Here is a 19,561-nt window from a genome sequence, read left to right on the forward strand (position 1 = left end):
GAATGCGGTAGATCAGTCAATGCATCTGGTGACTGACACTCCGTATTCGCGAGCAAGCCCGCACACATTTAGATCTACGATATTCTTGAAGTCTTAGCGCGCGCCAGGATCCGCCACCAACCGCCCCGCATCCTTGGTCAGCGCCTGCAGGAATTCCTGCTGCAACTCGGGATCATTGCGGGTCAGTTCGATCAGGCTTTGTTCCAGCTCGCTTGCTTCTTCTTCCAGGCCCAGCTCTGACAGACGCTTGACCCGGTGCACCCACTGGCTGACTTCGTCGTCTTCCAGGTCGTCGTAGATCAGGCCGTGGGCTTCCAGCAACTTGCCGCGCAGCGTGTTGCTGATCGCCAGTGTCGAGTCCGAATGCACGTCGTCCTGGCCATCTTCCACGCTGATCTTCAAGGTCGTGACGCGGTTAAGGTCCTGCTCGGCAAACGGGCTGTCCAACAGGTTCAGGCGCAAGACGCCGTTGCGGTCGGTGGTCAACTCATGCACGTGCTTGCCCGCAGTAACCTGCACCGGGCGTTCGCTCCAGGGCAGGCTCGAATACTCCACACGCTTGTCGCGCTGGACTTCATCGATACCTGCCAGATTCTGTTGCGCACGGCCATGGGATTGCACGTTCATGAACGGGTTGAGGCCGTCCACGCCGTAGGTCAGCCAGTCGTGGGTCATGCTGGTAGGCAGGTTGCCGAGGGCGAAGATATTCGCCACGTTAGCCCCCGCACCCGCGACCAGGGCGACCGTACCCAAAGGCACTTCATAGAGTTCGCGCCAGGGTTGGTAGGGGGTGTAGCGGTCGTAACGACGGGTGACTTCGAACTCGGTGACCTCGAAGGTCTTTTGCTCGTGAATGCGCACTCGGCGTTGAGGCAGCTCCAGCACTTTGGGGTCGCCTACATCGATCTGCAGGCCGTGGTCGAGCAACTTACGCTCGACCCGCTCCTCGTGCTCACTGCGTTGCGACATCTGGTTGGCGCAGCCGCTGACCAGCAGGGCGCCGCACAAGGCGGCGCCCCCCAGGGCTCTGGTGTTTCGCTTGAACATGACTTCTCTTGATCTGGTTTTCAGCGACGAATACGCGCCTGAAGGAAAGACAGCACGTCAGCCACCGGCAACGGTTGGGCTTCGGCTTCGGTCCGGCTCTTGTATTCCAGATTGCCATCCGCCAGGCCGCGGTCGCTGACCACGATCCGGTGCGGGATGCCAATCAGTTCCATGTCGGCGAACTTGATGCCCGGGCTGGTTTTCTTGTCGCGGTCATCCAGCAACACTTCAAAACCAGCGGCCGTCAGTTCGGCATACAGTTTGTCGGTGGCTTCGCGTACTTGCTCGGTTTCATAGCGCAGCGGTACCAGGGCGACCTGGAACGGCGCCAGGGCGTCACTCCAGATGATGCCTTTCTCGTCGTTGTTCTGCTCGATGGCAGCTGCAACCACGCGCGAAACGCCAATGCCGTAGCAGCCCATTTCCAGGGTGATCGGCTTGCCGTTCTCGCCCAGCACTTCGCACTTCATCGCCTTGCTGTACTTATTGCCCAGCTGGAAGATGTGCCCGACTTCGATGCCGCGCTTGATCTCCAGGGTACCTTTGCCATCCGGGCTCGGGTCACCAGCGACCACGTTACGCAGGTCGGCCACGGTCGGAACCGGCAGGTCACGCTCCCAGTTCACGCCGAAGTAATGCTTGTCGTCGATGTTCGCGCCAATACCGAAGTCGCTCATCAGCTCGACCGAACGGTCGATGATAATTGGCAGCGGCAGGTTCAGTGGGCCCAGGGAACCCGCACCGGCGCCAATGGCGTCGCGCAGTTCGGCATCACTGGCCATGACCAGTGGGTTGGCCACGCCAGGTTGCTGGGCCGCTTTGATTTCGTTGAGTTCGTGGTCGCCACGGATCACCAGGGCGATCAGCTTGCCTTCTTCTTCGGCGTGCACGATCAGGGTCTTGATGGTCTTTTCAATCGGCAGATTGAATTTTTCCACCAGGGCCGCGATGGTCTTGGTCTCTGGTGTATCCACCAAGCGCAGCTCTTCAGCCGGTGCGGGGCGGGACGTTTCCCGTGGCACGGCTTCGGCTTTCTCGATGTTTGCTGCGTAGTCCGAACCGTTGCTGAACACGATATCGTCTTCGCCGGATTCGGCCAGTACGTGGAATTCGTGGGAGCCGGCACCGCCGATGGAACCGTTGTCCGCTTCAACCGCACGGAACTTCAGGCCCAGGCGGGTGAACACGTTGCAGTAGGCTTGGTGCATGCGGTCGTAAGTGACCTGCAGCGACGCCTGGTCGGCGTGGAACGAATACGCGTCTTTCATGATGAATTCACGACCGCGCATCAAGCCGAAGCGTGGGCGGATTTCATCACGGAATTTGGTCTGGATCTGATACAGGTTCAGCGGCAGCTGTTTATAGCTGCTCAGCTCGTTGCGCATCAGGTCGGTGATCACTTCTTCATGGGTCGGGCCGGCGCAGAAGTCGCGGCCATGACGGTCCTTGAAGCGCAGCAACTCAGGGCCGTACTCTTCCCAGCGCCCGGATTCCTGCCACAGTTCAGCCGGTTGGGTGCTCGGCATCAACACTTCCAGAGAGCCGGCAGCGTTCATTTCTTCACGAACGATGGCTTCGACCTTGCGCATCACCTTCAAGCCCATGGGCAGCCAGGTATACAGGCCCGAGGCCAGTTTGCGGATCATGCCGGCGCGCAGCATCAGCTGATGGCTGATTACGACCGCATCGGAAGGCGTTTCTTTCTGTGTGGCGAGCAAATATTGACTGGTGCGCATGGTAGGCCGTTGTCGGTTGCTTGGACTTGAAATGACGCTGGATTGTACGGGCGGTTGCCGCCGGAGTACAGGCATCAGGTTGCGGGGTGTTTCTGTCGGAACCGTGCTTGTGTGGGCGCTGGCTTGCCTGCGATGGGAGCGGCGCGGTGTATCTGTTGCACCCTGGTGATGCTATTGCAGGCAAGCCAGCGCCCATATTGACTGAGGTGTGTCAGTCGTCAGCGGGTGGATTCAACCGAATCCGCCGATTCTCCTGGTACCAATGCAGTGCAATCAGCAGCAATGTCGGTACACCCAGCATGCAGGTGATCAGGAAGAAATTATGGTAGCCGAACTTCTCCACCATCACCCCCGAATACCCGCCGATCAAGCGCGGCAGCAACAGCATGATTGAGCTGAGCAGCGCGTATTGGGTGGCGGAGAACTTGAGGTTGGTCAGGCTCGACAAGTAGGCCACAAATGCCGATGTGGCCATGCCCGAGCTGAAGTTATCCAGGGAAATCGTGAAAATCAGCATCTGCAGGTCCGGGCCCATGTCGGCGAGCGTCACGAACAGCAGGTTGGTGCCGGCAGAGAACACGCCGCCGATAAACAGGATCGGCAGGATGCCGAAGCGCACAATCAGCAGGCCGCCCATGCCGGCGCCGACCAGGGTCATGATCAGGCCGAAGATCTTGCTGACCCCGGCGATCTGGTCCTTGGTAAAGCCTTGGTCGATGTAGAACACGTTGGCCATCACGCCCATCACGGTGTCAGACATGCGATAGGTGGCGATCAGCCCCAGCAGCAGTAAAGCTTGCCAGCGGTAGCGCAGGATGAAGTCGTTGACCGGCGTCAGCACCGGCGCCAGGCCCCGGCGACCCATGGCCGAGAGGCACAGTGCGGTGAGCGTGATATAGAGAATGGCGCGCAGGAAGGCACGGTCGTCCATCAGCAGGTCCCATAGGCTCATACCGTGGAACAGCACGCTTGCGAAATCAGTATTGAACAGCTGGGTGAACATCGCGGGCACCGACACCAGCAATACGATCAGCACAAATACCGAGACCAGTTGATGCACGAAACTGTAGCGCCCGGCCTGCAGCTGGGTGCGCAGTGGCACATTGGGTTCGCGCATGAACAGCGTGGTCAGCAACGCAGGAACCATCAATACGCCGAACAGCACATAGGTGCCGGTCCAGGCCGAGTGTTTATAGTTGAAACCGGTGGAGCCGAAACCTTCAGCGAAAAACAGTGCACCTGCCGTGGCCAGCAGGGCGGCGATGCGATAGCCGGACATATAGCTGGCGGCCAACGCGGCCTGGCGGCTGTCATCGGCGATTTCCAGGCGGTAGGCGTCTACCGCGATATCCTGGGTGGCGGACGCGAAGGCAACGACGACGGCGATAGCGATCAGCCAGGACAAATGTTTCTGCGGGTCGCAAAAGCCCATGCCGATCAATCCGAGGATCACCAGCGACTGGGCAAGGACCAGCCAGGAACGGCGTCGCCCGAGTTTACCGAGCAACGGCAGGCGCCATTGGTCGAGCAGCGGCGACCAGACCCACTTAAAGGCATACGCCAAACCAATCAGGCTTGCATAGCCGATGGTCTCGCGGGCCACGCCGGCCTCCCGCAACCACACCGAAAGCGTCGAGAACACCAACATGTAAGGCAAGCCGGCGGCAAAGCCGAGCAACAACAGCACTAACGTCGAGGGGCTGGCATAGGCAGCGAGCGCGGCGCGCCAGGTTTTACGGGGCATGGGCTGGAGTCTGCCTCAGGTTTGCGGAAACAAAGCGCGCACTCTAACCGCTGTGCTCTACCGGGCGCCAGCCATGGCGCTGAATATCCACGCGATTATTGCGGACCGTGACGCCTTCTTCGCGCAAACGCGCGCGTTGCTCGTCACCCGAGGCACTGCCCACTGGCAGACTTATCCGACCACCGGCACCCAGCACGCGATGCCAGGGAAGTTTGGTGTCTGCAGGCAGTTGACTCAGGGTGCGGCCTACCCAGCGCGCCGCACGCCCCAGCCCAGCCAGGTGGGCCAGCTCGCCGTAGCTGACCACCCACCCTGCGGGCACTTGCGCCAGGGTCAGGTACAGCGCAGTGCGGCGCATTTCGGCAGGGCTTTGCGGGGGCTCGGCGGGTGGATTCACTGTGGGCATATCCGTTGAGATCGGCTGACTTATTGTAAGAAACGTCTGTAAGCATGGCATCGAGGATTGAACTGAATATAAATCCTTGAGTCAGTCGTATCTAACACGATAATGCCCTCTTTTCGCCAACCTCGAGCCCTGAATCCGCTTATGTTGTCCAGAACTCTGCTGTGCCTCGCTGTTTTCAGCGCCTCCACGCCCCTGATGGCCGATACCGTCTGGTTGAAGAACGGTGACCGTCTGACGGGCAAGATCAAGGTCTTCGACGGTGGCAAGTTGCTGATCCAGACCGATTACGCGGGCGCCATTCCTGTGGACTGGAAACAGGTGAAAACCCTGGAAAGCGACCAGGAACTGCTGGTCAAGCAAGATGCCTACACCGGCGAAAAGGCCAAGTCCCTGAAGCCGGCGGATGAAGGCAAGGTGGTGCTGGCCAATGGCGAGGCGCCAAAGACCGTCGAGCTGGCAAGCATCCAGCAGATCCTCAAGCCCAAGCCTGTGATCGAAGACTTGGTGTGGAAGGGCAATGTCGACATGGCCCTGGACTACAAGCGCGCCGAAAAAGATACCAACGACTACGACATCGACTTCAAGACCACCGCGCGGCATGGCCAATGGCGCCACACCGGGCAGGGCCAGTACAACCGCGAGTTCCAGGACGACGTGACCACCACCGACAACTGGGCGTTGGAATATGACCTGGACCGCTTCCTGACCGAGCATTGGTTCTGGCAGGGACGCTTGACTTACAAGCGTGACAAGGTTGAAGACTTGGCTCGACAGCGTACCGTCGGTACCGGCCCGGGCTACCAGTTCTGGGATGATGAGCTGGGCGCATTCTCCCTGGGGTCGCTCGTCAACCGCACCGATTACGAATACGCCGAAGGCGGCAAGGACAACTTCTATTCCCTGGCCATGAAGTGGAACTACAACCGCTACCTGGTGGGCAAGACCGTTGAATTCTTTACGAATGGCGAAGTGGGCAAACCTATCGATGGCCCAGCGGAGTACTCCCTGGATGCGGAAATGGGCCTGCGCTACAAAGTTACCGAGTGGGCTTCGCTCAACCTCAAGGCTGAACGCGACGTCATCAGTGGCGACTCGGAAAGCAGCCTGAGCAAAACCCGCTATACCGCAGGGTTCGGCGTGGCCTGGTAACACCCTTCGACAAATCCCGGCAGGGGCGCCTCTGGCAACCGGCGCGTAGATTGATTACCTTGTGTTGAGATCCATTCCCATGAGTCATGGGCGGCTGAATACCCGAGGAGTCAACGTTGAGCGCACAGGTTGCCAAGAACGCCCGAGAGCTGTTGCTCAAGGAATACCGTGGGGCTCTCGCCACACAGTCCAAAGCCATGCCGGGTTTCCCTTTCGGTTCGGTCGTGCCGTATTGCCTGGATGAGCAGGGCCGTCCGTTGATCCTCATCAGCCGTATTGCCCAGCACACCCACAACCTGCAAAAAGACCCTAAGTGTTCGTTGCTGGTGGGTGAGCGTGAGGCGGATGACGTGCAGTCCGTCGGGCGCCTGACCTACCTGGCTGAGGCCGTAAAACTCGAGGAGGGCGCTGCCATAGAGGCAGCGGCCGAGCGTTATTACCGCTACTTTCCCGATTCGGCCAACTACCACAAAGCCCACGACTTCGACTTCTGGGTGCTCAAGCCGGTGCGCCACCGTTACATCGGCGGCTTTGGGGCGATTCACTGGGTCGACCAGTTGACCCTGGCCAACCCGTTTGCGGGCACGGCTGAGCGCAACATGATCGAACACATGAACAGCGATCACGCCAAGGCCATCGCCCACTACGTCGACTTGGCCGGTTTGCCGACCTCCGAGCCTGCGCAGTTGGCCGGTATCGACAGCGAAGGCATGCACCTGCGTATCGGCCAATCCTTATATTGGTTACCGTTCGCGGAGCCTTGCAACACTCCGACACAAGTGCGCGAAGCTCTGGTTTCACTGGCTCACGCTGACGTCTGGCCAAAAAAAGAAGCGGCTGACGCTTGAATTCACGAAATGGCGACGTCATCTAAAGTGGACTGGCAAGGCATTCTTGCGTTGAGGAACCATTTGATGCGCCCTTTTTTATTGCTCTTTCTGCTGTTCCCGGTGTTGGAGCTGTTCGTATTCGTTCAAGTCAGCAGTGCGATCGGCTTTTTCCCGGCCCTGCTGTTGATCATTCTCGGCTCGATGCTCGGCGTATTGGTGCTGCGCGTCGCCGGCCTGGCCACGGCACTGCGTGCCCGTGAAAGCCTGAATCGTGGCGAGCTGCCCGCACAGACCATGCTTGAAGGCCTGATGATGGCCCTGGCCGGTGGCCTGTTGATCCTGCCGGGCTTTATCAGCGATGTGGTCGGCCTGGTGATGTTGCTGCCAGTCACTCGCAAGCTGCTGGCCGGCAAGATGCGCCAGCGTGCCGAAGAGGCGGCGATTCGCCAGCGTGCGTTCGCCGATGACCTGCAACCCCGTGGCGGTCCGGCTCCGCGCCAGCCACTGGGGCGTGAAGGTGATGTGATCGAAGGCGAATTCGAACAGCGCGACAGCAAATAACCGCTTCACTGGCACGGCACCTCAGGGTGCCGTGTTGCTTTGAGCCGTCGACACACGCAAAAAATTTCCGTCGGGGCCCCTTGTAATAAGCTTATGCGCCCTTATGTAACGGTCACCGCAAGGTTTCTGGTGGTGACACCAGACAGACTTCCGCGTCTTGCTTGGCGAGGCGCGACCGGCACTGCCGGAATACAACCTGCCGGTACTGATACCGGCCGATGAAAAACACAATTAGGAGAGATCGACAATGAGCAAGCTTCGTCCTCTGCACGACCGCGTCGTAATCCGTCGCAGCGAAGAAGAAAAGAAAACCGCTGGCGGTATCGTTCTGCCAGGTTCGGCTGCTGAAAAAGCCAACCACGGTGTGATCGTCGCTGCAGGCCCAGGCAAGACCCTGGAAAACGGTGACGTGCGTGCGCTGGCCGTTAAAGTCGGTGACAAGGTTGTATTTGGTCCTTACTCCGGCAGCAACACTGTGAAAGTCGACGGCGAAGACCTGCTGGTTATGGCTGAGAACGAGATTCTCGCTGTTCTGGAAGACTGATTTCCCCGCTCATTTTCCCGTTACTCCAAAGTATTTAAGGAATATCGATCATGGCTGCTAAAGAAGTTAAATTCGGCGATTCCGCCCGCAAAAAAATGCTCACCGGTGTCAACATCCTGGCTGACGCAGTAAAAGCGACCTTGGGCCCTAAAGGCCGTAACGTGATCATCGAGAAGAGCTTCGGCGCTCCGACCATCACCAAGGACGGCGTTTCGGTAGCAAAAGAAATCGAACTCGAAGATCGTTTCGAAAACATGGGCGCGCAGCTGGTCAAAGACGTTGCCTCCCGTGCCAACGATGACGCAGGCGACGGCACCACCACCGCTACCGTTCTGGCTCAGGCAATCGTCAACGAAGGCTACAAAGCCGTCGCTGCCGGCATGAACCCGATGGACCTCAAGCGCGGCATCGACAAGGCGACCATCGCCATCGTTGCTGAGCTGAAAAACCTGTCCAAGCCATGCGCTGACACCAAGGCTATTGCCCAGGTAGGTACCATCTCCGCCAACTCCGACAGCTCCATCGGCGACATCATTGCCGAAGCCATGGAAAAAGTCGGCAAAGAAGGCGTGATCACCGTTGAAGAAGGTTCTGGCCTGGAAAACGAACTGTCGGTTGTAGAAGGCATGCAGTTCGACCGTGGCTACTTGTCCCCGTACTTCGTCAACAAGCCAGAAACCATGGTTGCCGAGCTGGACAGCCCGCTGATCCTGCTGGTCGACAAAAAGATCTCCAACATCCGCGAAATGCTGCCAGTACTGGAAGCTGTTGCCAAAGCCGGCCGCCCACTGCTGATCGTTTCCGAAGACGTTGAAGGCGAAGCCCTGGCGACGTTGGTAGTGAACAACATGCGTGGCATCGTTAAAGTCGCAGCCGTCAAGGCTCCAGGCTTCGGCGACCGTCGCAAGGCAATGCTGCAGGACATAGCCGTTCTGACCGGCGGTACCGTTATCTCCGAAGAGATCGGCCTGAGCCTGGAAAGCGCCACCCTGGAAAACCTGGGTAGTGCCAAGCGCGTGACCATCTCCAAAGAAAACACCATCATCGTTGACGGTGCTGGCGTTGAAGGCGACATCCAATCGCGCATCACTCAGATCCGCGCCCAGGTTGCCGAGACTTCGTCCGACTACGACCGTGAAAAACTGCAAGAACGTCTGGCCAAGCTGTCCGGCGGCGTTGCCGTGATCAAGGTTGGCGCGGGTTCCGAAGTTGAAATGAAAGAGAAGAAAGCACGCGTTGAAGACGCCCTGCACGCAACCCGCGCAGCCGTCGAAGAAGGCGTGGTACCTGGCGGTGGCGTTGCGCTGATCCGTGCGCTGGAAGCCCTTACTAACCTGACCGGCGACAACGCTGACCAGAACGTCGGTATCGCTGTACTGCGTCGTGCTGTTGAAGCACCACTGCGCCAGATCGCTGCCAACTCCGGCGACGAGCCAAGCGTTGTGGTCAACGAAGTCAAGAACGGCAAAGGTAACTACGGTTACAACGCTGCGACTGGCGTCTACGGCGACATGATCGAAATGGGCATCCTGGACCCTACCAAGGTGACTCGTTCGGCATTGCAAGCTGCAGCCTCCATCGGTGGCCTGATCCTGACCACCGAAGCTGCCATTGCTGACAAGCCTAAGGCTGAAGGCGCTGGCGGTGGCGGTATGCCAGACATGGGCGGCATGGGTGGCATGGGCGGCATGATGTAAGCCAGCCTTACCCCCGTACTGAAAAAGCCCCGCCTGCAGTGATGCAGGCGGGGCTTTTTTATTGTTTGAATTTGAAATGCAGCCAACTGTGGGCGCTGGCTGGCCTGCGAGGGTGCCCTGCGAACCGATGAGGCGTTGAATTAACCGCAAATTTTCGCCCTGGCACTGTCTCCATTGTGTGAAGCCATAGTGAAAATCTCGTTCAATATAAATCTTGGTTGAAAAGCTTTATCAGCGTGCCCTCCAGGCCTATCCCTGAGCCACACTTGGCCTTAAGCTGCGCGAGCCAACACGGCTGTTACCGCGTACGGAGACACTGCCCATGCGAATTCTATTGGTTGAAGACAACCGCGATATTCTGGCCAACCTGGCCGACTACCTGGGGCTGAAAGGCTACACCGTAGACTGTGCGCAGGACGGTTTGTCGGGCCTGCACCTGGCCGCCACCGAGCATTACGATTTGATCGTGCTCGATATCATGCTGCCCGGCATCGATGGCTACACCCTGTGCAAACGCCTGCGCGAAGACGCGCGCCGTGACACGCCGGTGATCATGCTCACCGCCCGCGATCAACTGGATGACCGGCTGCAAGGCTTCAAGTCTGGTGCCGACGATTACCTGCTCAAACCTTTTGCCTTGTCGGAATTGGCGGCGCGGATCGAAGCCGTGCTGCGCCGTGCACAGGGCGGCGGTCGCCGCACGCTGCAGGTGGCTGACTTGAGCTACGACCTCGACACCCTGGAAGTCACTCGCGAAGGTCGCCTGCTCAAGCTCAACCCGGTCGGCCTGAAGCTGCTGGCGGTGCTGATGCAGAAGAGCCCGCACGTGCTACGCCGCGAAATTCTCGAAGAAGCCCTGTGGGGCGATGACTGCCCGGACAGCGACAGCCTGCGCAGCCACGTCCACCAATTGCGCCAAGTGATCGATAAACCGTTCGCCAAGCCATTGCTGCAAACCGTGCACGGCGTCGGTTATCGCTTGGCCGAGGGGCGTGATGGAGTTTAAGCAGAGCCTTGCCCAACGGATCATCATTGCCTTTGCGTTGATGAGTGCATTGGTGGCGGGCGCCTTCGCCATGGGCATCGTCGCGACCGTGCACCTTGTGGAAGAAAAACTGATCTCGGCGGGCCTGGGCGGTGACCTGCAGCGCCTGTTGCTGATGGACACCGTCGAGGACTGGCGCCACCGGCCTGAGCCGGACCAGCTGTTTTACTTCAGCGGTGGCCCCGGCGATTTTGAATTGCCCAAGGATCTGCGTCACCTCGAACCCGGTTTCCACGAAGTGTTCCGCGAGTCGCTCTCTTACCACGCCATGGTTGAAGTGGTCGACGGCCGGCGCTATGTGCTGCTGCAGGATCAAAGCGATTTCGAAGAGCGCGAGCGCGTGCTGTTTGCCGTGGTGCTGGTGGGTTTTGTGCTCAGCCTGGCACTGGCGGTGTTCCTCGGCTGGGTGCTCGCCCGCAAAGTGATGGCGCCGGTCGTACGCCTGGCCCGCCAGGTGCGTCACCGTGACCAATTGCTGGGCCTGGCACCACCGCTGGCGCCGGATTACGCGGCGGATGAAGTGGGTGAGTTGGCCGTGGCCTTCGATGCCACGCTGGGGCGCTTGCGCCAGGCGCTGTCTCGTGAGCAGTTGTTTACCAGTGACGTGAGCCACGAATTGCGCACCCCCTTGATGGTACTGGCGAGTTCTTGCGAGCTGTTGCTGGAAAATCCGGCCATTGATCAGCGAGGCCGTAGCCAGGTCGAGCGGATCGCCCGTGCTTGCGAAGAAATGCGTGAGCTGGTGCAGACCTTTCTCATGCTGGCCCGTGCCCAGCGTGACGATGGCAGCATGTCACCGCAGGTCAGCCTGGAGCAGGTCGCCGATGATCTGCTCGGCATCTGGCGCGAGCCCATTGAGCGTAAGGGCCTGGAGTTGATCTACCAGCCGGGTAACCCGCTGGACACCCGCTACAACGCCACCTTCCTGCATGCGGTGATGGGCAATCTGTTGCGCAATGCCTTGCACTACACCGAGCACGGCTTTATCCGCTTGACCCTCGAGCCGAGTGGCTTTGTGGTGGAAGACTCCGGCGTGGGGATTCCCGAAGACAAGCGCGAAGCGATGTTCGAGCCTTTCGTGCGCGGCAGCGAAAAACGCGGTGACGGCCTGGGCCTCGGTTTGTCACTGGTTCAGCGTATCTGTGAGAACCAGGGCTGGAGCGTGAGCCTCAGCACCATGGAGCCGAATGGCTGCCGTTTTCATGTGCAACTGAGCCAGGTCTAAGCCTGGCTCCACCCCCCTGCCGTTATCCTGCCAGAGTTCCCCGTAATTCGGCGAACATGGCCCCATGCTATTGCTTGTGTCTGTAAAGTCTTGAAATGTATGAGATCGGACAGGACAAGTTTTTCACAACGGGTTGACCTGTTGATCACAGGCTGCTGCTTAAGGTTGTAGGCATCAGCAACTGGAGATCCGCAGATGTCTACCCCGATAAAGCTCGAATTTTCCGAAAAGTACGACGACGAGCACGCCCACGACTATTTGCTCAAGCATCAGGACAATCTGGCACGCCGGCTGTCCCATAAACGCGACGCGCAATTGGCCCGTGGTGCGTTGGCGATGGCCGGTGAGCCTGGTTTGGTGCTGGATTTGCCCTGCGGTGCCGGGCGCTTCTGGCCGCTGCTGGCCGAAAAACCCAATCGTGTGATCATCGGCGCTGACAACTCTGCCTCGATGTTGAAGGTGGCGACGGCCGCTCAACCCGCCGATGTGGTGAAACGGGTACGGCCCTTGCAGACATCCGCGTTTGATATCGATCTGCCGGATAACGCTGTGGATAGCATTTTTTGTATGCGCCTGTTGCACCACATTGGTGATCCGGCGCATCGGGCGGCGGTATTGCGGGAGTTTCAGCGCGTTACCCGTGACAGCGTGATCATTTCGCTGTGGGTCGATGGCAACTTCAAAGCCTGGAAACGCAAGCGTCTCGAAGGGCAGCGTCGCAAAAAAGGTGAGCAGGAAGGTTACCAAAACAGATTTGTGTTACCGGCTGCTACTGTCGAAGCGGAATTCGAGGAAGCCGGCTTTCGTGTTCAGGAATCCCTGGACTTCATACCGCTCTACGCCATGTGGCGGGTGTACGTATTACGCAAGAGGTAACAGGATGGCAGTTGAGTGCGTAGCAGGCAGTCACGTAGCGCCCGAAGAGCGATTCGATTATTTCTGGCGCCAGCAGGGTGAGTGGGTCGAGGAGCCCAACCGCCGGCGCGGTGGTGAAAGTGGCGTGCAGCGCGTGATAAGTCCCAATGGACGTTTGCTCTACTGCAAGCGCCAGACCGGGCATATTTACCGCAGTTGGCTGCACCCCTTCGGCCGTCCCACCGTGCTGCGTGAGCGCGATGCCATCAAAGGCCTGCGCCTGTTGGACGTACGCGTTCCGGAAATGGTCTTTTGCGAGGCACGCCGCGACCCCGAGCACCGTTGGCAGGCACTGCTGGTGACCGCAGCCCTTGATGGCTTTGACGAAATTGAAAACTGGTACGCCGCCGGTGGTCGCGAGCAATACGGCGAGCAGGTGCATGAACGCGTGCTCAAGGAATTGGCCGGCACCCTGGCGCGCATGCACAAGGGGCGTTGGCAGCATGGCTGTCTGTACATCAAGCATATTTTTGTGCGGGTGACAGGCGAAGGTGATTCGGCCAATGTCGAAGTGGCGCTGCTGGATTTCGAGAAATGCCGCCAGCGCTTGACCGCTTATCGGGCGGCCTCCCATGACATGCTGCAATTGCGCCGCCATTCGTCGTGGAACGATACCGATTGGAAAAAACTCAGCTACTTTTACGAGACGGCGTTTGGCAGCGCTATCAAGGGTTTAACCAGATGAAGCTAGAAATAGCACGAGGTTTATTTTTGGTCGGTGCGCTGGGCGTTGCAGCCTTGGCGCTGGCGGCGTGGGAGCAGCCTCGCACACAGGTGCTCAGTGCAACGCAGAGTGGCGGGCAATGCCTGTTACCGCGCGTGGCCAAGGCGAGCACAGCGGTCAAGCCTGATCATGAGTTACTGCTCTTTATGTTCGGCATGTCTCAAGGGATGAGGCCACAGAGTTGAAACGATTCAAACCAACATGAAAAGACCTCGCAGTGCGAGGTTTTTTTTTGCAAAGTAGGTCGGTGTCTACCTGTTTAACCCGCTAACGCGGTGTAGCCGCTATTGCTAAAGTTGATAAGCGCGCTTGCCTCAGTGTGTGGGTTAGCGCCATCACTTGTGAAGCCAGTCAGATGGCCAGGACCGATGTCGTCAAACCCCTCGTCAAGCCTATAAAAGGTGGGGTTTGCGTCGAGGTAGTTTGCAACTTTAGCGATGTTGTACGCTGCGTTGGCACGCGACTCGGCATTTGTGTTGTTCTCGCTCCAGTCGCCTGTCAGTGCCTTCAGTTTCTCGAGAATCCTGGCACCACCTTGAATTCCAGCCAAGGACTCTTCCAACCTGCCAATGATTGGATTCGCGTTGAGGATTTGATCAGCTGTGCGCTTATCACCTTCAGGCCGCCCGGAAGGGGACGGAGGTATTTTCTGAGGGCGTTTTTCATTGTCTGAGGCAAGCGGAGTGCCGTGATTGCCCAAGGCTGCGTAACCTTCCTCGCTGAATTTTTTCACGAGGTCGGCCTCAGAGCCTTTCACAATCGTGACTTCATCGAAGGGCGGTGGGAGTGGGTCCTGATGTTCACCCGTGATCTTGCCGTCACCTTGCTTGCTCGGGTTTCTAGCGGATTCCTTTACGTCGAGGCCATCGATGTAATTGAACAGACGTGCAGCATTAAAGGCTGCATCCGCACGTTTTTCCGGATCCGGATTGCTGCCGGTCCAGTCACCCAGATGCTTGAACAGCGATTCTTTCGTAATAGACGAGGGCAAGTTGTTCAAGATGGGATTGTCCTTGATGATCTGTTCTGCTGTGCGACGGTCCCCTTTTGGTCTTCCGGTGGCGCCGTTCGGGGCGTAGTCAATATTGTTTTCAGTCCTTGAGGTTTGATCGCTCTTGGTGGTGTCCGTTTTCGAGGCGTTCTGCTGGTCTTTTATCCTGGCTTTTTCGGCTTCTATGGCTGTGTTTTCCGCCTTTTGTGATTCTGCCTCTGGGTCTATCAATGCCGAGTAGCCGTGTTGCAGGAAGTTCTCCATTAGTTCCGCATTACTGGCTTCACGGGGTGGATAACCAGCGTACCGAAGGCCATCAGTCGCCTCACTGTTGGGTCTGCTATTGGCCGTTCTGCTGTCTTTCCCGGATTCGATGTAACTGAACACTCGGGCAGCGTTGTACGCAGCATCGGCCCTCGACTTGGGGTCGGGGTTGTTCGGCGTCCAGTCACCCACCTGCTTGTAGAGTCGCTCTTTGTAACCTTTCGGGTAGTCGATTTTGTCGAAGATATCCAATGAGGGATTGGCCTGGAGAATGTCCTCAGCGCTTCGATGATCGCCGTACGGCCTGCCAGTGGCGTGGGACGGGGGGGCGGCGTTGTCTTTTTCAGTGGCCAAGACACCGCTTGTCTGGCTGGTTGATGGCGTCTGGCTTTTTAAGCAAGTGTTCAGGGGGACGGCATAGTTTGATGGTTTGAGTTCCATTTCTTCTTTTTACCTGGAGGTTAGATCGTGCCTGTAGTGGCGGTCGATAGGACCTTGGTTCCAAAGTCTGTAAAAAGTCGAGTTAGCGGCATTCTTTAGGCGTTGCAGGGTTTAGCCGTCGTTTAGATCGTTCGATCCTGTTTGGCAAGCAACGTATAGACACAGGGCAATACAAACAGCGTAAACAAAGTGCCAACCGACATCCCTGTCGCAATCACCATTCCGATATCAAACCGGCTCACCAGCCACCTCCAGGCTCAGGTTCACACCTTGTAAGGCTTTGAGTGAGCCGACGGATGGAAGGCGCTGTTGCCAGGATTGTTCGACCACCGTCGCGACCGCCACGCTGACCGCCGGTTTTGGCTTGGAAAAGACCTGGATCTGCTGGTAGATGGAAAAGGCTTTGTAGCCCCCCAGCAGCATGACGATTGACAGGACGATACCCAACATGATAAGCATGCGACGGCGCAGCATATTCCAATTCCCTGGAAAACATTGGCAGGCGATTTTTTGTAGAAGTGTAGTGGGTATTCCAGACGGTGTTTATCACCGGGAACAGGGCCAGGACTGGCCCTGTTCAGAGGGGAGCGTCAGATCAGATGCAGATGGTTATCCCAGAGCCCTGCCGGCAATTCCAACGGTTTTGCTGCCAACTGTTTCTGACGGCAATCGTAGAACCGGCAACGGCCTTGGCCCGAGGTCACGACAAAACCATCCTCGACGGCACCGACACCGGCACAGTCGGGTAATGGTCCATCCAGGCGCAGCTCGCCACTGTCCATGTCCCAGATAAAGAAGCGGTTGCCCCGTGGGGCGGTCAACGCCACCAGGCGCAATTCACTGTGCACCGCGACGCTGGCGGTGTAGTGCCCCATCGACTGCAACTGCTCATCGGCCACCGGGAACGCGACGAAAGGCTGGCCCGGTCGCTTGATCGCCAACAATTCGGAACGCTCCTGGGACGGCCCCATGAACTGCTGCCCGGTAAGGATGGTGCCATCGCTGGCGATCCCCATATGGCGCACGCTGTTCATCTGCTGGCCGAGGGTTTCCTTACTGATCAGCGTACCGTCGCGGTGCATCAGCACGAGACTCGGTTCCATGGCGTTGAGGTTCATCTCCACGCGGCTTTCGGCTTCGGTGCGAATGCCGCCGTTGGCCACCACCAGGGTTTCGCCGTCGGGCATCCACGACACCTGATGTGGGCCGATCCCATGGGTGGAAATCTCGCCACTGTGCACCAGCCGCTCGCCTTCGAACCTGTACACACCGAGCAGGCCACGGCCGGGGTCGGACGTGTCGTTTTCGGTGGCGTACAGCCAGTCGCCGCTTTTGTGAATGACCGCATGGCCATAGAAGTGGCGATTGGCGTGGGAGGTGATGGTTTGCAGCAGCGCACCACTGCGCAGGTCGATCAGATAACTCTCAGTGCCTGGGCGACGGGCAACAAACAGTGCAATGGGCAGCGTCGGGTGGTTGATGATGTCGTGACAGCGCTGGCCGACCTGGGTGGCAAACACTTGCTTGCCGTCCAGGCGATAGCCCACAGCGTAGTGCTTGCCGTCCGCATCATCGCGCGCCGAGAGCAGCAGCGGGCTTTTGTCTTTGCTTTTGAACAGCGTCCAGCCACCCAAGGTGAGCGCACTGAGCAGCATGCTGCCAACCGCCAAAGCCTGTCGCCTAAGCATCATCAGTCACCGTCGTTGGCATTGAAGCCCAGTTGGATGCCCAGCGCTTTGGCCAGCTCGCCTTCGTGCAGGCGGTGGACAACGTTGAGGCTGTCATAAATGTCGTTGAGCTGCTGGCGTCCGGCGTCGTCGGCCAGCAGTTCGTTGAAGGTACGCTGGTTGCTGTCTAACAGCTTCAGCGACGCGGCATAGGCGGCATCGATCTTGTCGGCCAACGGCTTCTGCTCGGCAGGCAACAGGCCGCGTAGGCCTTTGTTGTCGACGCCGACCCACACAGTCTGGGCCGCCGCGAGGCTGGCCTCGAGGCTTTGCAGGGACGACTGGCTGCGCCACGCATCGGCCTGGAATGGCTGCGGGATACCCTTGGTCTGGCGACCCATCGGCGTGCCGAGTTTTTTCTTCAGGGTGTCCAGTGCGGTCACCTGGACGCGCAGCAGGTCAGCGATGGCTTCGTGGGAGTCCGCGTAGCGCTGGTTAGGAAACTTGGTCATCTGCGCAAGCATGCCGTCGGTGCTGTTCCAGCTGGCCAGGATTTCTTCGGCCAGGGCCTTCTGACGGTCGCCGATAGCCACCAGCAGCGGGCAGTAACGGGCTTTCTGAGCGTCGTCGGCGATGTCGGTCTTGGCGTCGTAGAGGATGTATTCGTAGGCCGACAGGCCTTGCACGACCACGCTGGACTTGGCCAGGGCCGCGACGTCGATCTGTGGCTGGCTGTCGACCAGTTGTTCGACTTGGCGGCCGACCAGGTTTTTCTTGTCCGGCCAGAACTGCACCTGCCAAGCACGGTTGCCCTCGGCTAGCGGGCCGATCAGCAGCGGTTGCAACTCGGCCCAGGCCTTTTGCGCATGCAGGAAGTCGGCGCGGGCGGTGTCCAGGCTTTCCTTGCCTTGGCAGTAAGCCAGGGCGCTGACGGCCAGTTGGCGGTCGGCTTCAACCCAACGGCTGTACGTCGGCAAAATCACTTGCTTGGCGATAGCCGCCGAGGTCACTGCTTGCGGGTCTTGCGGTGAGCAAGCGCCGAGGGCGAGTGCGGCAAGGCTGGTGAACAACAACTTGGGACGGAACATGTCGAGCTCCCTTCTGTAATTGGGGCAAAGCTTATAAAGAATTTAGGAACGCCAGCAACGCAGCGCGCTGCTCGGCATTGAAAGACAACACATGCTGCTGCGCCGCTTGTGCTTCGCCGCCGTGCCACAGCACGGCTTCGAGCAGGTTGCGCGCGCGGCCGTCATGCAAGAACTGGGTGTGGCCACTCACGGTCTGCGTCAGGCCAATGCCCCACAACGGCGGCGTGCGCCAGTCTCGGCCACCGGCCTTGAATTCGCTACGGTTGTCGGTCAATCCGTCGCCCATATCGTGTAACAGCAGGTCGCTGTAGGGGCGGATCACTTGGCTGGCCAGTTCAGGTTCGGAGGCAGAGGCGGCCGTGGTGAACGCGGGTGTGTGGCAACCCTGGCAGCCCGCTTGATAGAACAGATTTTTACCGGCCAGCACTTGCGGCGAGTTGACGTCGCGGCGCACTGGCACCGCCAGGTTGCGCGTGTAGAACAGCACCAGGCGCAGAATGTTGTCGCTGACTTCAGGCTCGCCGTCGGGGCCATTGCCGTTAGGCGCCTGCTTGCAGGCGACTTGAGCATCGGTGCAGTCATCGAACGGTCTCAGGGACGTGGTGAGGCCCATATCACCAGAAAACGCGTGAACATTTTGTTGATTGAGGTTGGGTTGCCCGGCTTTCCAGCCGAAACGCCCCAGCACGGTTTTTTGCTGGGCGTCGTCCCAGACCCAATTGGCGCGGCCGACGATGGCTTCTTTGTCGGCCGTCTTGGGGTCACTGTTGCGCAGGATATCGGCGTCGCTGATGGCTTCCAGCAGGCCCAGGCCGATCATCGGCGGGGCGATGCGCGCGGAGAAGCGTGTATCCGGATGCATCGGGCCGTAGCCAAGCTGGGTGAATTGCAGGGCCGGCTTGCGTAGTTCGACTACCGTGCCGTCCGTGAAGGTAACGTTGACCGGCGTGTAGTCGACCCGCACCTTGCCTTCGGGCGCAACGCCGGGCACGGCCATGTCTTGCAGTTGCCCGCCGTAGACCGGTTCGGGCACTACGCCGATTTGTTCGATCAGCTTGGCATACGCAGGGCTACTTGGAATGGACAGGCGCACCAGCATCGACACCGCATTCGGTGCGTCGGGCAACGGTGGGTGCCCACGGCCGTCTTTTATATGGCAGTTCTGGCAGGCATTCGTATTGAACAACGGGCCCAGGCCATCACGCGCCGTGGTGGTGGACGGCGCGATCACCCATGGGCTGCGAAAGAAGCTGTTGCCCACGCTGAAATCCAGGCGCCGCGTGGCTGATAAGTTGGCCGAAGGCAGGGAAAACGCGTTCTGGTCGCGCTTGTTCACCGTCGCTGCGCCGCCCGCCCGTGATTCACCGGGCTCGGCCTTGGTGAACCTGGGTGCGTCATCGCAGGCCGCCAGGCTCAAGGACAGCAGTACTGCGGACAGGCGAAAAAACGGACGGAACATCGAAAGCCCTAAGCGAATGCGCAAATTA

The 19,561-nt window shown here is 59.0% G+C and carries 18 protein-coding genes and 2 pseudogenes; 10 read left to right on the forward strand and 10 right to left on the reverse strand.

The genetic code is table 11. From position 1 onward, the window contains the following. Nucleotides 1-93 precede the first annotated feature (93 nt). The 4 genes from AACY08_RS14595 to AACY08_RS14610 form a co-directional block, all read right to left on the reverse strand. On the reverse strand, nt 94-1,047 hold the full coding sequence (locus AACY08_RS14595; RefSeq protein ID WP_339470073.1) for a hypothetical protein: 954 nt from the start codon (nt 1,045-1,047) through the stop codon (nt 94-96). A 20-nt stretch (nt 1,048-1,067) separates the two neighbouring features. Further along, a complete protein-coding gene (locus AACY08_RS14600; protein ID WP_339470074.1) occupies nt 1,068-2,783 on the reverse strand; it encodes a proline--tRNA ligase in 1,716 nt (571 codons plus the stop codon). A gap of 211 nt (nt 2,784-2,994) precedes the next feature. Continuing rightward, nucleotides 2,995-4,527, reverse strand: a complete 1,533-nt coding sequence (locus tag AACY08_RS14605; protein ID WP_339470075.1) for an AmpG family muropeptide MFS transporter — start codon at nt 4,525-4,527, stop codon at nt 2,995-2,997. 43 nt (nt 4,528-4,570) lie between these two features. Further along, the gene (locus AACY08_RS14610) at nt 4,571-4,933 is read right to left on the reverse strand and encodes an MGMT family protein (protein ID WP_339470077.1); all 363 of its coding nucleotides are present in this window, start codon (nt 4,931-4,933) and stop codon (nt 4,571-4,573) included. 141 nt (nt 4,934-5,074) lie between these two features. Between AACY08_RS14610 and AACY08_RS14615 the strand changes: the two genes are divergently transcribed. The 10 genes from AACY08_RS14615 to AACY08_RS14660 all read left to right on the forward strand — a co-directional run bounded on the left by AACY08_RS14615 (nt 5,075) and on the right by AACY08_RS14660 (nt 13,808). Further along, a complete protein-coding gene (locus tag AACY08_RS14615; protein ID WP_339470078.1) occupies nt 5,075-6,082 on the forward strand; it encodes a DUF481 domain-containing protein in 1,008 nt (335 codons plus the stop codon). A 116-nt stretch (nt 6,083-6,198) separates the two neighbouring features. Next, nucleotides 6,199-6,930 (forward strand): HugZ family pyridoxamine 5'-phosphate oxidase, encoded by a 732-nt coding sequence (locus tag AACY08_RS14620; RefSeq protein WP_339470080.1) that lies wholly within the window; start codon nt 6,199-6,201, stop codon nt 6,928-6,930. A gap of 66 nt (nt 6,931-6,996) precedes the next feature. Continuing rightward, nucleotides 6,997-7,473, forward strand: coding sequence for an FxsA family protein (locus AACY08_RS14625; RefSeq protein ID WP_339417283.1), 477 nt, complete (start codon nt 6,997-6,999; stop codon nt 7,471-7,473). A 247-nt stretch (nt 7,474-7,720) separates the two neighbouring features. Further along, nucleotides 7,721-8,017 carry a co-chaperone GroES gene (locus AACY08_RS14630; protein ID WP_003175874.1) on the forward strand — a complete coding sequence of 99 codons (297 nt, stop codon included), beginning with the start codon at nt 7,721-7,723 and terminating at the stop codon, nt 8,015-8,017. A 50-nt stretch (nt 8,018-8,067) separates the two neighbouring features. Continuing rightward, nucleotides 8,068-9,714 (forward strand): chaperonin GroEL, encoded by a 1,647-nt coding sequence (gene groL, locus AACY08_RS14635; protein WP_339417281.1) that lies wholly within the window; start codon nt 8,068-8,070, stop codon nt 9,712-9,714. Nucleotides 9,715-10,036: 322 nt separating this feature from the next. Next, a complete protein-coding gene (colR, locus tag AACY08_RS14640) occupies nt 10,037-10,720 on the forward strand; it encodes a two-component system response regulator ColR (protein WP_049711697.1) in 684 nt (227 codons plus the stop codon). Next, complete coding sequence (locus AACY08_RS14645) at nt 10,710-11,984, forward strand: sensor histidine kinase (RefSeq protein WP_339470081.1); 1,275 nt, start codon at nt 10,710-10,712, stop codon at nt 11,982-11,984. Before colR ends, AACY08_RS14645 begins: the two co-directional genes overlap by 11 nt. Nucleotides 11,985-12,179: 195 nt before the next feature. Beyond that, nucleotides 12,180-12,860, forward strand: a complete 681-nt coding sequence (locus AACY08_RS14650; RefSeq protein WP_339470082.1) for a class I SAM-dependent methyltransferase — start codon at nt 12,180-12,182, stop codon at nt 12,858-12,860. A 4-nt stretch (nt 12,861-12,864) separates the two neighbouring features. Beyond that, nucleotides 12,865-13,584 carry a lipopolysaccharide kinase InaA family protein gene (locus tag AACY08_RS14655; protein WP_339417277.1) on the forward strand — a complete coding sequence of 240 codons (720 nt, stop codon included), beginning with the start codon at nt 12,865-12,867 and terminating at the stop codon, nt 13,582-13,584. After that, nucleotides 13,581-13,808, forward strand: a complete 228-nt coding sequence (locus AACY08_RS14660) for a hypothetical protein (protein WP_339417275.1) — start codon at nt 13,581-13,583, stop codon at nt 13,806-13,808. Before AACY08_RS14655 ends, AACY08_RS14660 begins: the two co-directional genes overlap by 4 nt. Before the next feature lie 74 nt (nt 13,809-13,882). Here the strand turns inward: AACY08_RS14660 and AACY08_RS14665 are convergent, their stop codons facing one another. The 6 genes and pseudogenes from AACY08_RS14665 to AACY08_RS14685 form a co-directional block, all read right to left on the reverse strand. Then, complete coding sequence (locus tag AACY08_RS14665; RefSeq protein ID WP_339470083.1) at nt 13,883-15,319, reverse strand: hypothetical protein; 1,437 nt, start codon at nt 15,317-15,319, stop codon at nt 13,883-13,885. 122 nt (nt 15,320-15,441) lie between these two features. Beyond that, a pseudogene (locus AACY08_RS30470) lies at nt 15,442-15,561 on the reverse strand (hypothetical protein); the annotation flags it as partial. Further along, nucleotides 15,560-15,793 (reverse strand): annotated as a pseudogene (locus AACY08_RS14670) (efflux transporter periplasmic adaptor subunit); the annotation flags it as partial. The pseudogenes AACY08_RS14670 and AACY08_RS30470, both read right to left, overlap by 2 nt. Nucleotides 15,794-15,909: 116 nt before the next feature. Then, nucleotides 15,910-17,007 (reverse strand): DUF1513 domain-containing protein, encoded by a 1,098-nt coding sequence (locus AACY08_RS14675; RefSeq protein WP_339417333.1) that lies wholly within the window; start codon nt 17,005-17,007, stop codon nt 15,910-15,912. Between the two features lie 2 nt (nt 17,008-17,009). Continuing rightward, complete coding sequence (locus tag AACY08_RS14680; protein ID WP_339470085.1) at nt 17,010-18,074, reverse strand: imelysin family protein; 1,065 nt, start codon at nt 18,072-18,074, stop codon at nt 17,010-17,012. Between the two features lie 31 nt (nt 18,075-18,105). Then, nucleotides 18,106-19,533 carry a di-heme oxidoreductase family protein gene (locus AACY08_RS14685; RefSeq protein ID WP_339470086.1) on the reverse strand — a complete coding sequence of 476 codons (1,428 nt, stop codon included), beginning with the start codon at nt 19,531-19,533 and terminating at the stop codon, nt 18,106-18,108. Nucleotides 19,534-19,561 lie beyond the last annotated feature (28 nt).

It is taken from the genome of Pseudomonas sp. EL_65y_Pfl1_R83, from assembly GCF_963970695.1.
Classification (GTDB): Bacteria; Pseudomonadota; Gammaproteobacteria; order Pseudomonadales; family Pseudomonadaceae; genus Aquipseudomonas; species Aquipseudomonas tritici.

Coding starts and splice junctions, on each gene's coding strand:
- AACY08_RS14595 (WP_339470073.1), bottom strand. CDS start 1,047: ATGTTCAAGCGAAACACCAGAGCCCTGGGGGGCGCCGCCTTGTGCGGC.
- AACY08_RS14600 (WP_339470074.1), bottom strand. CDS start 2,783: ATGCGCACCAGTCAATATTTGCTCGCCACACAGAAAGAAACGCCTTCC.
- AACY08_RS14605 (WP_339470075.1), bottom strand. CDS start 4,527: ATGCCCCGTAAAACCTGGCGCGCCGCGCTCGCTGCCTATGCCAGCCCC.
- AACY08_RS14610 (WP_339470077.1), bottom strand. CDS start 4,933: ATGCCCACAGTGAATCCACCCGCCGAGCCCCCGCAAAGCCCTGCCGAA.
- AACY08_RS14615 (WP_339470078.1), top strand. CDS start 5,075: ATGTTGTCCAGAACTCTGCTGTGCCTCGCTGTTTTCAGCGCCTCCACG.
- AACY08_RS14625 (WP_339417283.1), top strand. CDS start 6,997: ATGCGCCCTTTTTTATTGCTCTTTCTGCTGTTCCCGGTGTTGGAGCTG.
- AACY08_RS14630 (WP_003175874.1), top strand. CDS start 7,721: ATGAGCAAGCTTCGTCCTCTGCACGACCGCGTCGTAATCCGTCGCAGC.
- groL (WP_339417281.1), top strand. CDS start 8,068: ATGGCTGCTAAAGAAGTTAAATTCGGCGATTCCGCCCGCAAAAAAATG.
- colR (WP_049711697.1), top strand. CDS start 10,037: ATGCGAATTCTATTGGTTGAAGACAACCGCGATATTCTGGCCAACCTG.
- AACY08_RS14645 (WP_339470081.1), top strand. CDS start 10,710: ATGGAGTTTAAGCAGAGCCTTGCCCAACGGATCATCATTGCCTTTGCG.
- AACY08_RS14650 (WP_339470082.1), top strand. CDS start 12,180: ATGTCTACCCCGATAAAGCTCGAATTTTCCGAAAAGTACGACGACGAG.
- AACY08_RS14655 (WP_339417277.1), top strand. CDS start 12,865: ATGGCAGTTGAGTGCGTAGCAGGCAGTCACGTAGCGCCCGAAGAGCGA.
- AACY08_RS14660 (WP_339417275.1), top strand. CDS start 13,581: ATGAAGCTAGAAATAGCACGAGGTTTATTTTTGGTCGGTGCGCTGGGC.
- AACY08_RS14665 (WP_339470083.1), bottom strand. CDS start 15,319: ATGGAACTCAAACCATCAAACTATGCCGTCCCCCTGAACACTTGCTTA.
- AACY08_RS14675 (WP_339417333.1), bottom strand. CDS start 17,007: ATGCTTAGGCGACAGGCTTTGGCGGTTGGCAGCATGCTGCTCAGTGCG.
- AACY08_RS14680 (WP_339470085.1), bottom strand. CDS start 18,074: ATGTTCCGTCCCAAGTTGTTGTTCACCAGCCTTGCCGCACTCGCCCTC.
- AACY08_RS14685 (WP_339470086.1), bottom strand. CDS start 19,533: ATGTTCCGTCCGTTTTTTCGCCTGTCCGCAGTACTGCTGTCCTTGAGC.